Annotated in this window: 10 protein-coding genes and 1 pseudogene; 6 read left to right on the forward strand and 5 right to left on the reverse strand. The window is 59.4% G+C overall.

Features of this window, described 5'->3' with window-relative positions; genetic code table 11:
* Positions 1-65: 65 nt before the first annotated feature.
* Together trxC and LT42_RS18220 are read left to right on the forward strand one after the other, a co-directional pair.
* The gene (gene trxC / locus LT42_RS18215) at positions 66-500 is read left to right on the forward strand and encodes a thioredoxin TrxC (RefSeq protein ID WP_037015988.1); all 435 of its coding nucleotides are present in this window, start codon (positions 66-68) and stop codon (positions 498-500) included.
* A gap of 135 nt (positions 501-635) precedes the next feature.
* Positions 636-1016 (forward strand): PAAR domain-containing protein, encoded by a 381-nt coding sequence (locus LT42_RS18220; RefSeq protein ID WP_037015991.1) that lies wholly within the window; start codon positions 636-638, stop codon positions 1014-1016.
* A gap of 28 nt (positions 1017-1044) precedes the next feature.
* Here LT42_RS18220 and LT42_RS18225 read toward each other — a convergent pair whose 3' ends face one another.
* Entirely contained in the window at positions 1045-1827 is a 783-nt protein-coding gene (locus tag LT42_RS18225; RefSeq protein ID WP_037015994.1) for a ParA family protein, read from the reverse strand.
* A 323-nt stretch (positions 1828-2150) separates the two neighbouring features.
* Between LT42_RS18225 and LT42_RS18230 the strand changes: the two genes are divergently transcribed.
* Positions 2151-2639, forward strand: a complete 489-nt coding sequence (locus tag LT42_RS18230; protein ID WP_037015996.1) for a hypothetical protein — start codon at positions 2151-2153, stop codon at positions 2637-2639.
* Positions 2640-2748: 109 nt separating this feature from the next.
* Here the strand turns inward: LT42_RS18230 and LT42_RS18235 are convergent, their stop codons facing one another.
* Positions 2749-3642, reverse strand: coding sequence for a LysR family transcriptional regulator (locus tag LT42_RS18235; RefSeq protein ID WP_037015999.1), 894 nt, complete (start codon positions 3640-3642; stop codon positions 2749-2751).
* A 114-nt stretch (positions 3643-3756) separates the two neighbouring features.
* On the opposite strand from LT42_RS18235, the gene LT42_RS18240 reads away from it, so the two are divergent.
* The 3 genes and pseudogenes from LT42_RS18240 to LT42_RS18245 all read left to right on the forward strand — a co-directional run bounded on the left by LT42_RS18240 (position 3757) and on the right by LT42_RS18245 (position 5716).
* Positions 3757-5022, forward strand: coding sequence for an MFS transporter (locus LT42_RS18240; protein WP_052075329.1), 1266 nt, complete (start codon positions 3757-3759; stop codon positions 5020-5022).
* A gap of 102 nt (positions 5023-5124) precedes the next feature.
* Positions 5125-5403: pseudogene (locus tag LT42_RS25380) on the forward strand (type II toxin-antitoxin system RelE/ParE family toxin).
* 13 nt (positions 5404-5416) lie between these two features.
* The gene (locus LT42_RS18245) at positions 5417-5716 is read left to right on the forward strand and encodes a HigA family addiction module antitoxin (RefSeq protein ID WP_037016001.1); all 300 of its coding nucleotides are present in this window, start codon (positions 5417-5419) and stop codon (positions 5714-5716) included.
* A gap of 54 nt (positions 5717-5770) precedes the next feature.
* On the opposite strand, the gene hemE is transcribed toward LT42_RS18245, so the two are convergent.
* The 3 genes from hemE to gltB form a co-directional block, all read right to left on the reverse strand.
* The gene (gene hemE, locus LT42_RS18250) at positions 5771-6835 is read right to left on the reverse strand and encodes a uroporphyrinogen decarboxylase (protein WP_037016003.1); all 1065 of its coding nucleotides are present in this window, start codon (positions 6833-6835) and stop codon (positions 5771-5773) included.
* A 219-nt stretch (positions 6836-7054) separates the two neighbouring features.
* Positions 7055-8473, reverse strand: a complete 1419-nt coding sequence (locus LT42_RS18255) for an FAD-dependent oxidoreductase (protein WP_037016006.1) — start codon at positions 8471-8473, stop codon at positions 7055-7057.
* Between the two features lie 114 nt (positions 8474-8587).
* Positions 8588-13033, reverse strand: a complete 4446-nt coding sequence (gene gltB, locus LT42_RS18260; RefSeq protein ID WP_037016009.1) for a glutamate synthase large subunit — start codon at positions 13031-13033, stop codon at positions 8588-8590.
* Positions 13034-13048 lie beyond the last annotated feature (15 nt).

Genomic DNA, 13048 nt, shown 5'->3' on the forward strand with positions numbered 1-13048 from the left:
CCAGCTTGATAACCTTGCCCACCGTCACCACGTAGCAGTCATCCTACCTATCAAGGGTTTTTACAATGTCCGAATCTTTGCTGATCCCCTGCCCACACTGCAATGGACTCAATCGCATTCCCGCCGGGCGTTTGGCTGACCAGCCAAAATGCGGTCGTTGCAAGCAGCCTGTGTTGCTGAGCAAACCCTTCAATCTGAATCAGGCCGCCTACGCCAGCCAGATCAAAGGCGATCTCCCTCTGCTGGTCGATGTCTGGGCCGAATGGTGCGGCCCATGCAAGTCCTTTGCGCCTACGTTTGAACAAGCGGCGGCTCACCTAAGCGGGCGGGTGCGGCTGGCCAAGTTGGACAGTGAGGCTAACCAACAGCTTTCCGCTCAGTTGGGAATTCGGTCGATTCCGAGCCTGATCCTGTTTAAGGACGGTCGAGAGGTTGCCCGGCAAAGTGGCGCAATGCCGCTGCAACAGTTGCTGGCCTGGCTGAATGGCCAAGGGCTTTGAGGCCGTTTCGCCAGCGATTGAAGTGCATGTCAGCCAATGCTGTAGGCATGTTCTGAAAGCGTCACCTGGGTCAATAGGCGTCGAAATCTGCGTCTAGGCTTGGCCACTCCTATCGGTACCCTGGAGTAGCTAGCGATGACATATGTGGTCAGAGAGGGCGATTCAACAACGACCGGCGGCATGGTGCTGAGTGCCTCCGGCTCGCAAACGTGGGAGGACCGGCGCCTGGCGCGCATGGGAGACCCGGTGTGGTGTGAGCGGTGCGCTCAGGTCGGTTTTATTGGGCAAGGCAATCCAACCTTCATTGATGACCTCGTGGCCGTGGCAACGGACGGTCATGCTGTGCGGTGTGCATGTGCGGAAGGCACCCACCGCCTGATCGCCAGTCAGGACCAGCTCCAGGCCGACATGGAGGCTGCCATCGACATCCCGAAAGACATGGCCGACAAGGCGCGCAAGCGAGTCAAACAGATGACCAAAGCGCGCAAGGACAGCCCATGCCCTTTAGCTGACTGACGCGTTGCAGCCTCGCCTGCATGGGTGATCAGCGATGGCCCGCTTCCTTCTCCAGCAAGTGATGCAGCTCAACAAACTGCTGGGTCAGCTTGTGCCGCGGCTCTAGATGGATCAGCGGCATATTGGCCTGGTGGGATTCACGCATCTTGATCGAACTGCCGAGGTATACCGGCAGCACCGGCAGCCCCTCGGCAATCAGTTCGTCGAGGATCTGCTGAGGCAGACTTGCGCGTGCCTGAAACTGGTTAACGATAATGCCTTCCACCTCCAGCTGTTCGTTGTGATCTTCCTTTAGCTCATCGATTTCCTTGAGCAACCCGTACAGCGCCTGTCGTGAAAAACTGTCGCAATCAAACGGGATCAGGACACGGTCGGCTGCGATCAACGCCGAGACCGCGTAGAAATTCAGTGCGGGAGGCGTGTCCAGATAAATGCGGTCGTAATCCTCGCTCAGCTCGTCCAGCAGCTTTCGCAGCTTGTTGATCTTGTGCTTGGCTTCGAGCTTGGGCTGAAGATCCGCCAACTCGGCGGTGGCGGTCACGACGTGAAGGTTGTCGAACGGTGTTTCGTAAATATCGACCTGGTTCTTTTTGGCGCCGGGGCCGGAGGACAAGGTTTGCTTGAAGAAGTCGGCGATGCCCATGGGGATCTCGTCACCCGTCAAACCGGTCAGGTACTGCGTCGAATTCGCTTGGGCATCAAGATCGATCAACAGCGTTCGATAACCTTCATGCGCACTGACCGCTGCCAGGTTGCAGGCGATGCTGGACTTGCCAACGCCGCCTTTCTGATTGAACACCACACGCCGCATGCAATAACTCCCCGTTGCTGTCTAGCCGTAAGGATCGCCCGCGACCCGATGAATGGTCTCGAGTCTAGGCAATCACGATGAATAGGGCGAGCCTCTCTGGAAATCTGACTGTCATGATCAAGTTCGCACCTGGGCTGGTGGCGCCTCGCAGAACGATGTCAGATGTCGCCGACTCTCCAATAGGACATCGGTTAGTAAACAAGTCTTTTGTTTCAACGGTTAACTCGGTGAAACTGTGCGCACTCAAGGATTTCGGCGGTGTGAACTGCCGATATCCACCTTAAACGCTTGCAACCATTAGCGGTACCCAGAAGGTAATTCCCATGATTCGTACCCTTCTCCTTGTCTGCGTCCTGGTGCTGAGCGGCTGCGTCAGCCATGCGCCGCTGCCGGCGCAGACGCCACATATCAAATTCCCCGTGCAGCTTCACGTCACGCGAGACCAGGCTGGCGAACGGTTTGACTGGAAGATGGAGATCCAGAAGGAACGCAAGGGCCTGCGTTTTACTTTAACGGACCCTCAGGGCGTGCTGGTTGCACGCCAGCAACTGCGCGAGGAGCGCTGGAAGGCTGACCCCTCGCTCCCCGCGAATCACGAAGCACGGGAGCTCTTCGCCGCGGTGTTATTTGCCCTGACATCCCTGGAAGAAGTGCGTTTTGACTATCCCGGTGTGCAGTTGCGACCCTACGGGCGCAGCCTGGATGATCGCTGGTTCGTCGACTACGCGTCGGAGGGCTTCTTCCGGATCAGCATGGAAAGTGACGAGCTGAAATACGTGGTCAGTCCGCTTGAAGGCAAGGCGCGAAAGTAACCTGTCGTCTCGGCAGCATGCCTGCCCCTTGGACGCCCCCCGAAAAACCTGGCCCGGCAGACTGAACCTGGGCCAGGCAAGCATCCATGGATAGCGTTGTTTTCAGTGGTCAGTCACCCGCCTTTCGCGTCACCAGTTCGACAAATGCCTTGGCCATCGGCGACTTCTGATCCTTGCGCTGGACCAGCCAGACCGCCGAGGTGGCCTGAGCATCCAGCAGCGTGCGGTAAACCACCCCATCGATACGCATGCGTTGATAAGACGCCGGCAGCACCGTGACTCCCAGCCCTGCGGCCACCAGCCCGATAATGGTCATTGCCTCGCCCGCTTCCTGGGTGAACAACGGGCTGAAGCCCGCTTCGCGTGCCAGATCGAGCAACTGCGCATAGAGCCCGCTGCCGTAGCTGCGCGGGAAGAACACAAACGGTTCACTGGCCAGTTCGCGCAAATGAATACCACGCTCCGAACCTTCGGCAAGCGGATGATCCGAGCGCAGGATGGCCACCAACGGTTCGCGCAGCAACTCCACGGCCACCAGTGAGTCCGGTAACGGCAGGGGCCGCATGATGCCGACCTGCATCGACTCGTTTTCAAGCCGCTCGGCAACTTCGCGGCTGCTCATTTCCTGAAGCGCCAGGTGGACAGCAGGATAGCGCTGCCGAAACGCGAAGATCGCCTGCGGGATGCTCGACGTGAACGGCGCGGACGCTGTGAAACCGATTTTCAGTTCGCCCAGCTCGCCCAATTGTGCACGGCGAGCCACGTCCGACGCTTTTCCAACCTGCGCCAGCACCAGCCGCGCTTCGTCGAGGAAAAGCCGGCCCGCTTCGCTGAGCTCGACCCGACGATTGGTCCGCTCGAATAAACGCGCGCCCAGCTCCTGCTCCAACGCTTGAATCTGCTGGCTCAACGGTGGCTGTGAAATGCCCAGCGCGTGAGCAGCCCGACCAAAATGCAGCTCTTCAGCAACTGCGATGAAGTAACGCAGATGGCGTAATTCCACACTCACCTCATTGAGTCGTCAAACCTATCAAACAGGTCGAACAATATATTGGAAGCAATCGTTGGCCGACTATATTCTTTTGCCATTGCGTCCGCTCCCTGTCTGAGGTCACCCGTGAATACTGCTGCATCCGCCACCACGCCTGCCGATACCGTCGAAGCGGCTATCCCGCTGGGTGATATGTATATCGAAAAAGACACCCCCGCTTTCCTTCGTACCGTTTTGGCCCTTTTCTCGGGCGGTTTCGCGACGTTCGCCCTGCTCTACTGTGTGCAACCGATGATGCCCGTGCTCTCGCGGGACTTCTCCATCAATGCAGCCCAGAGCAGCCTCATACTGTCAGTGTCTACCGCAATGCTGGCCATCGGGCTATTGATCACCGGCCCCGTTTCTGATCGCCTCGGCCGCAAGTCGGTCATGGTTTTTTCCTTGTTTTCCGCCGCCCTTTTCACCATCGCCAGCGCGCTGATGCCGACGTGGGAAGGCGTACTGATTACGCGTGCGTTCGTAGGTCTGTCATTAAGCGGGCTCGCTGCCGTGGCCATGACGTACCTCAGTGAGGAGATTCACCCGCAGCACATCGGTTTGGCCATGGGGCTTTACATCGGGGGCAACGCGATTGGCGGAATGAGCGGCCGGGTGATTACCGGGGTGTTGAGTGACTACGTCAGCTGGCATACGGCGCTGTTGATCATGGGCGTGATCGCGCTGGGCGCGGCCTGTGTGTTCTGGAAAATCCTGCCGCCTTCGCGCAACTTCCGCGCCCGCCCGCTCAATGGCCGTAGCCTGCTGGAAGGTTTCGTTCTGCAATTTCGTGACGCCGGCCTGCCGTGGCTGTTCCTGGAAGGCTTCCTGCTGATGGGCGCGTTTGTGACGCTGTTTAACTACATCGGTTACCGCCTGCTGGCCGACCCGTACAACCTGAGTCAGGCCGTGGTTGGCCTGTTTTCGGTCGTGTACCTGTCGGGCATTTACAGCTCGGCAAAGATCGGTGCGCTGGCTGACCAACTGGGCCGGCGCAACGTACTGTGGGCGGTGATTGTGCTGATGCTTGTCGGCGTGGTGCTGACGCTGTTCACGCCCCTGGCGGTCGTGGTCATTGGGGTGCTGATGTTCACCTTCGGCTTCTTCGGCGCACACTCTGTTGCGAGCAGCTGGATCGGCCGCCGCGCCATCAAGGCCAAAGGCCAGGCCTCGTCGCTGTACCTGTTCAGCTACTACGTCGGCTCCAGCGTTGCCGGGACAGGCGGCGGCGTGTTCTGGCACTACGCGGGCTGGAACGGTATCGGCGCCTTTATTGGCCTGCTGCTGCTGATCGCGCTCGGTGTCGCGCTGAAACTGGCGAAAGTGAAGCCGTTGGCGGTGAATGTGCAGGTCTGATGAAGGCGTGCGTTTTCATACAAATCGCGGCATCGTTTCACATCCTTCCCATCCATATCGCCTGACAGCTAAGCGTGGACAGTTAATTCACGCTTAGCTGCGATGATCAGAACCTTCAAACATAAAGGCCTCAGGGCTTTTTTCCACACCGGAACGACGCGAGGGATTCGCGCGGCTCATGCGAACCGCCTGCGATTTATTTTGGGAGCGCTAGAAATCGCTGAGGGACCTAATGAACTGGCTTAATCCACATTGAAACTGCATCCACTGAAAGGCAACTTGACGCAGTTTTGGTCAGTATCAGTGAGCGGGAACTGGCGAATTATTTTTAGATTCATCGAGAAGGATGTTGAGCTCGTCGACTATCTCGATTACCACTGACAGGAGTTCCTGCATGAGAATGCACAACCCTCCCCACCCTGGCGAAATGATCCAGGAAATGCTACCGGAGATGAACATCAAGATTGCCGAAATGGCACGGCGGCTTCATTTTTCTCGCGAGATGTTGTCGCGGGTCATTAACTGCCGTGCGCCGATCAGTCCAGATTTAGCGGTACGACTGGAACGCGCAGGTCTAAGCACCGCTCGCTTTTGGCTAGCGGTACAAATGAGCCACGACCTTTGGCAAGCCGAGCACCGCGAGCAGCCGCCCATCACGCCGCTGTATGTTGCTCCGACGATCACCGCAGCCTGAACCCTATACAAAAACGCCCGGCATGTGCCGGGCGCTTTCATGTTGGGGAACCGCTTACTGGTGATACTTCGCCGACATTTCGTGAACGGCCTCAATGAAAGCGCCAGCATTGGCCGGATCAACTTCCGGTGTGATGCCGTGGCCGAGGTTGAAGACATGGCCAGTGCCGCTGCCGTAGCTGGCGAGGATGTTGGAGACTTCCTGGCGGATGGCCTGAGGGTTGGCGTAAAGCACGGTCGGGTCCATATTGCCCTGCAACGCGACTTTGCTGCCAACGCGGCGGCGGGCTTCGCCGATGTCGCAGGTCCAGTCCAGACCCAGAGCATCGGCGCCGGCGTCGGCGATGCTTTCAAGCCACATGCCGCCACCTTTGGTGAACAGGATAACCGGCACTTTACGGCCATCATGCTCGCGGATCAGGCCGTTAACGATTTTGCGCATATAGGCCAGTGAAAACTCCTGATACGCCGCGGCCGAAAGGCTTCCGCCCCAACTGTCGAAGATCTGCACCGCCTGCGCCCCTGCCAGGATCTGGCCATTGAGGTAAGCCGTCACCGATTGCGCGAGTTTATCGAGCAGCAAGTGCATCGCCTGCGGATTGTCGTAGAGCATGGCTTTGGATTTGCGGAAGTCTTTGGACGAGCCGCCTTCGACCATGTACGTCGCCAGGGTCCACGGGCTGCCGGCGAAGCCAATCAGCGGCACTCGGCCATTGAGCTCGCGGCGAATGGTGCTGACCGCGTCCATGACGTACCCCAGGTCTTTCTGAGGGTCAGGAATTGGCAAGGCCTCGATGTCAGCCAGGGTAGTGACGGTTTTTCGGAAGCGCGGGCCCTCGCCGGTTTCAAAATACAGCCCCAGGCCCATGGCGTCGGGCACGGTCAAAATGTCTGAAAACAAAATGGCAGCGTCGAGGGGATAACGCTCAAGTGGCTGCAGGGTTACCTCACAAGCGAACGCCGGATTCATGCACAGGCTCATGAAGTCCCCGGCCTTGGCGCGGCTGGCGCGGTACTCGGGGAGATAGCGGCCGGCCTGGCGCATCATCCACACGGGAGTGACGTCAACAGGCTGCTTGAGCAGGGCGCGAAGGAAACGGTCGTTCTTCAGGGCAGTCATGTTGGTATCCGGAAAAAAGTGCGGGCATTTTCTCAGACACCAACGCAAAAGGCACGGTCGGTGCCGTGCCTTTTATTTATCGGGGCGATTTGTCGCATCAATGCGCGGCGTTGGTTTTGTAGGAGCCGGCTTGCTGGCGAACCCAACTGACGCAGTGCATCTGGCGAACCGCGTCGGCCTTCTTCGCCAGCAAGCCGGCTCCTACAGACGGCAGCGTCGTCAGACGCCCAAGTAATCCAGAATCCCTTCCGCGGCGTTACGGCCTTCGTAGATTGCCGTCACCACCAGGTCAGATCCACGCACCATGTCGCCGCCCGCGAAAATCTTCGGGTTACTGGTCTGGTGCTTGAACTGGCCCTGTTCCGGCGCTACCACGCGGCCCTGGCTGTCGACCTGGATACCCTGCGGATCGAACCAGGTCGCCGGGCTCGGGCGGAACCCGAACGCGATGACCACGGCATCGGCCGGGATAATCTCTTCGGAGCCGGGGATCGGCTCGGGGCTGCGACGGCCTCGTGCGTCAGGCTCGCCAAGACGCGTTTCAACCACCTTCACACCCTCGACCCGGTCTTCGCCGACAATCGCGATAGGCTGACGGTTATAAAGAAACTTCACGCCTTCCTCCTTGGCGTTTTTCACTTCCTTGCGCGAACCTGGCATGTTCTCCTCATCGCGGCGGTAAGCGCAGGTTACCGACTTGGCGCCTTGACGGATCGAGGTGCGGTTGCAGTCCATTGCTGTGTCACCACCGCCGAGTACAACGACTTTCTTGCCCTTCATGTCGACGAAATCTTCCGGCGACTTTTCAAAACCCAGGTTACGGTTGACGTTGGCGATGAGGAAATCCAGCGCGTCGTGCACCCCCGGCAGGTCTTCGCCAGGGAAGCCGCCTTTCATGTACGTGTAAGTGCCCATGCCCATGAACACCGCGTCGTACTCCTCCAGCAACTGCTCGACGGTGATGTCTTTGCCGATCTCGGTATTGAGGCGGAACTCGATACCCATCCCGGTGAAGACTTCGCGGCGGTTGCTCAATACGCTCTTCTCAAGCTTGAACTCGGGAATGCCGAACGTCAGCAGCCCGCCGATTTCCGGGTTCTTGTCGAAGACCACCGGTGCCACGCCACCGCGTACCAGAATGTCGGCGCAGCCCAGCCCCGCAGGGCCTGCACCAATGATCGCCACGCGCTTGCCGGTCGGTACGACGCGGGACATGTCCGGGCGCCAGCCCATGGCAAATGCGGTGTCGGTGATGTATTTCTCGACCGACCCGATGGTGACAGCACCGAAGCCGTCGTTAAGGGTGCACGCACCTTCGCACAGACGGTCCTGCGGACAGACACGGCCGCAGACTTCCGGCAGCGTGTTGGTCTGGTGCGACAGCTCGGCCGCCGCCAGGATGTTGCCTTCCGAGACGAGCTTGAGCCAGTTGGGAATGAAGTTATGCACAGGGCATTTCCATTCACAATAAGGGTTGCCGCAACCCAGGCAACGGTGGGCCTGATCGGCCGACTGCTGAGGTTTGAAGGGTTCGTAGATCTCCACGAACTCTTTCTTGCGTTGCCGCAGCAGTTTCTTTTTCGGGTCTTTACGCCCGACTTCGATGAACTGGAAGTCGTTACTGAGACGTTCAGCCATTTGGAGCCTCTTCGCGGCAGCTTCAAGCGACACGCTTCAAGCTGCAAGAAAATCAAATTCATTCGGTACACGAGCTACAAGTTTGACGCTCCAAACTTGCAGCTTGCGGCTGCTTTATTGCGGATTCGCGCGGGTGCTGGACAACAGTGACTTCAAGCTCGCAGCTTTCGGCTTCACCAACCAGAAGCGGCGCAGATAGTCATCCAGGTTTTCCCAGAGATTGCGGCCCCACTCGCTATCGGTTTCCGTGACGTATTCAGCCAGCACGCGCTCCAGATGGCTGCGATAGGCCTCCATCGCTTCACCGCTGATGCGCTGGATTTCGACCAGCTCGTGGTTGACCCGGTCAACGAACGTGTTGTCCTGATCGAGCACGTAAGCGAAGCCACCGGTCATGCCAGAGCCGAAGTTGTAGCCGGTCTTGCCGAGGACGCAGACGAAACCGCCGGTCATGTACTCGCAGCAATGGTCGCCAGTGCCCTCGACAACCGTGTGAGCGCCGGAGTTACGCACCGCGAAACGCTCGCCCGCCGTGCCCGCCGCGAACAACTTGCCGCCGGTTGCGCCGTACAGGCACGTGTTGCCGATGATCGCGCTGTCCTGGGTTTTGAACGGGCTGCCTTTTGGCGGCACGATCACCAACTTGCCCGCGGTCATGCCTTTGCCGACGTAGTCGTTGGCGTCGCCTTCCAGATACATGTTCAGGCCGCCGGCATTCCACACGCCGAAGCTCTGCCCGGCGGTGCCCTTGAAGCGGAACGTCACCGGCGCATCATTCATGCCCTGATTGCCGTGCAGCTTGGCAATCTCGCCAGAAATCCGCGCGCCGATGGAGCGGTCGCAGTTGCAGATATCCAGTTCGTAGTCGCCACCGCTCTTGCCCTGAATGGCCGAGATCGCCAGCTCGACCATTTTCTCGGCCAGCAGACCTTTGTCGAACGGCGGGTTGCGATCAACCTGACTGAACTGCGGCTTGTCGGCCGGGATGTGATCGCTGCCCAGCAGCGGCGTCAGGTCCAGATGCTGCTGCTTGGCGGTTTCGCCCGGCAGGATTTCCAGCAGGTCTGTACGCCCGATCAGCTCTTCCAGCGAACGCACACCCAGCTTGGCGAGCCACTCACGGGTTTCTTCGGCCACGTAGGTGAAGAAGTTGATCACCATGTCGACCGTGCCGATGTAGTGATCCTTGCGCAGCTTGTCGTTCTGCGTGGCCACGCCGGTGGCGCAGTTGTTCAGGTGGCAGATGCGCAGGTATTTGCAGCCCAGCGCGATCATTGGCGCGGTGCCGAAGCCGAAGCTTTCAGCGCCGAGAATGGCGGCCTTGATCACGTCTAGACCGGTTTTCAGACCGCCGTCGGTTTGCACACGGACTTTGCCGCGCAGGTCGTTGCCGCGCAGGGTCTGGTGGGTCTCGGCCAAACCGATTTCCCACGGCGAACCTGCGTATTTGATCGACGACAGCGGAGATGCACCGGTGCCGCCGTCGTAGCCGGAAATAGTGATCAGGTCGGCGTAGGCCTTGGCCACACCTGCCGCAATCGTGCCCACACCCGCCTCGGCGACCAGCTTGACCGATACCAGCGCCGCCGGATTGACCTGCTTGAGGTCGAAAATCAGCTGCGACAGGTCTTCGATCGAGTAGATGTCGTGATGCGGCGGTGGCGAAATCAGCGTCACGCCCGGTACCGCATAGCGCAGCTTGGCGATCAAGCCATTGACCTTGCCGCCTGGCAACTGCCCACCCTCGCCCGGCTTGGCGCCTTGCGCAACCTTGATCTGCAGCACGTCGGCATTGACCAGGTATTCAGGCGTCACGCCAAAACGACCCGTCGCGATCTGTTTGATCTTGGAGCTGCGGATGGTCCCGTAGCGCGCCGGATCTTCGCCGCCCTCGCCAGAGTTGGAGCGCGCACCCAGACGGTTCATCGCTTCTGCCAGCGCCTCGTGAGCTTCAGGCGACAGTGCGCCCAGCGAAATACCCGCCGAGTCAAAACGCTTGAGAATGCCTTCGAGGGGCTCGATCTCATCAATGCCCAGCGGTGTATCAAGCTCCTTGACCTTGAGCAGGTCGCGGATCATCGACACGGGACGGTTGTCCACCAGCGCTGTGTATTCCTTGAACTTGCTGTAATCGCCCTGCTGTACGGCGGCTTGCAGCATCGCCACCACGTCAGGGTTGTAGGCGTGGTACTCGCCGCCATAGACAAACTTCAGCAGGCCGCCCTGCTGGATCGGCTTGCGCGCGCTCCAGGCTTCGAAGGCCAGCGCTTTTTGCTCAGCTTCGATGTCGACGAAACGAGCACCCTTGATGCGGCTTGGCACACCCCGGAAGCTCAGCTCGCAGACTTCTTCGGACAGCCCGATGGCCTCGAACAGTTGCGCGCCACGGTACGACGCCACGGTGGAAATCCCCATTTTCGAGAGAATTTTCAGCAGGCCCTTGGTGATGCCTTTGCGGTAGTTCTTGAAGACCTCGTATAGATCGCCCAGCACTTCACCGGTGCGGATCAGGTCACCCAGCACTTCGTAGGCCAGGAACGGATACACCGCCGACGCACCGAAGCCGATCAATACGGCGAAATGGTGCGGGTCGCGTGCTGTAGCGGTCTCGACCAGGATGTTGCTGTCGCAGCGCAGGCCTTTTTCGGTCAGGCGGTGGTGAACCGCGCCGGTGGCAAGCGATGCGTGGATCGGCAACTTGCCCGGCGCGATATGGCGGTCGCTCAAGACAATCTGGGTCTTGCCCGAACGCACGGCTTCTTCAGCCTGATCCGCGACGTTGCGCACGGCCGCTTCCAGGCCCATGGCCTCGTCGTAGTTCAGGTCGATGATCTGACGATCAAAGCCCGGACGATCAAGGGTCATCAGCGAGCGCCACTTGGCCGGAGAAACAACCGGCGAGCTGAGAATCACGCGAGAAGCGTGCTCCGGCGACTCCTGGAAAATATTGCGCTCGGCACCGAGGCAGACTTCCAGCGACATGACGATGGCTTCGCGCAGCGGGTCGATCGGCGGGTTGGTGACCTGCGCGAACTGCTGACGGAAATAGTCGTAGGGGGTCCGAACACGACGCGACAGCACCGCCATTGGCGTGTCATCGCCCATGGATCCGACCGCTTCCTGACCTTGCTCACCCAGCGGGCGCAGGATCTGATCACGCTCTTCGAACGTGACCTGGAACATTTTCATGTACTGCTTGAGCTGATCCGGGTTGTAAAACGCCGAGCCGTGGTCGTGGTCTTCCAGCGTCGCCTGAATGCGCAGCGCATTTTTTCGCAGCCACTGCTTGTAGGGATGGCGCGACTTCAGACGGCTGTCGATGGCATCGGTGTCGAGGATCTGACCGGTTTCGGTGTCCACGGCAAAGATCTGACCCGGCCCGACCCGGCCTTTGGCAATCACGTCCTCGGGCTTGTAGTTCCAGACGCCGATTTCCGACGCCAGAGTGATATAGCCATTCTTGGTCGTGACCCAGCGTGCAGGGCGCAGGCCGTTGCGGTCGAGCAGACAGACCGCATGACGGCCTTCGGTCATGACGATGCCCGCCGGGCCGTCCCACGGCTCCATGTGCATGGAGTTGAATTCGTAAAATGCGCGCAGGTCCGGGTCCATGGTCTCGACGTTCTGCCACGCAGGCGGCACGAGCATGCGCACGCCACGGAACAGGTCGATTCCGCCGGTGACCATCAGCTCCAGCATGTTGTCCATACTCGAAGAGTCGGAACCCACGCGGTTGACCAACGGGCCCAGTTCGTCGAGGTCCATCAAGTCGTTGCTGAACTTGGTGCGACGGGCCTGTGCCCAGTTGCGGTTACCGGTGATCGTATTGATTTCGCCGTTGTGGGCGAGGAAGCGGAATGGCTGAGCCAGCGGCCACTTCGGCAGGGTATTGGTCGAGAAACGCTGGTGAAACACGCAGATCGCGGTTTGCAGGCGTTCGTCGTTGAGGTCCGGGAAAAATGCCGTGAGATCACGCGGCATCATCAGGCCTTTATAGATGATGGTCTTGTGCGAAAAGCTGCAGATGTAATGGTCGGTGTCGGCGGCATTGGCCACCGAAGAGCGACGACGTGCGCAGAACAGCTTGATCGCGAACTCCTGATCGCTGAGTCCTTCACCGCCGATGAACACCTGTTCGATCTTCGGCAGACGCTCAAGCGCCAGCCGGCCCAGCACGCTGGTGTCGATCGGCACCTGACGCCAGCCGATCAACGTCAGCCCGGCCGCCAGGATTTCACGGTTCATGTTCTCGCGGGCCGCTTCGGCCCTGGCGTCGTCCTGATTGAGGAACACCATGCCTGCGCAATACTGGCGCGGCAGATCGACACCAAAGTGCTCGGTAGCCACCGCACGCAGGAAAGCGTCGGGCTTTTGCATCAATAGACCGCAACCGTCGCCGGTCTTGCCGTCGGCATTGATACCACCACGGTGGGTCATGCAGGTCAGGGCTTCGATAGCCGTCTGCAACAGGTGATGACTGGGCTCGCCTTGCATATGGGCGATCAGGCCGAAACCACAGTTATCCTTGAATTCTTCCGGATGGTACAGACCTGCTTTCATAGACACATTCTCACC

It is taken from the genome of Pseudomonas lutea (genome assembly GCF_000759445.1).
Lineage (GTDB): Bacteria > Pseudomonadota > Gammaproteobacteria > Pseudomonadales > Pseudomonadaceae > Aquipseudomonas > Aquipseudomonas lutea.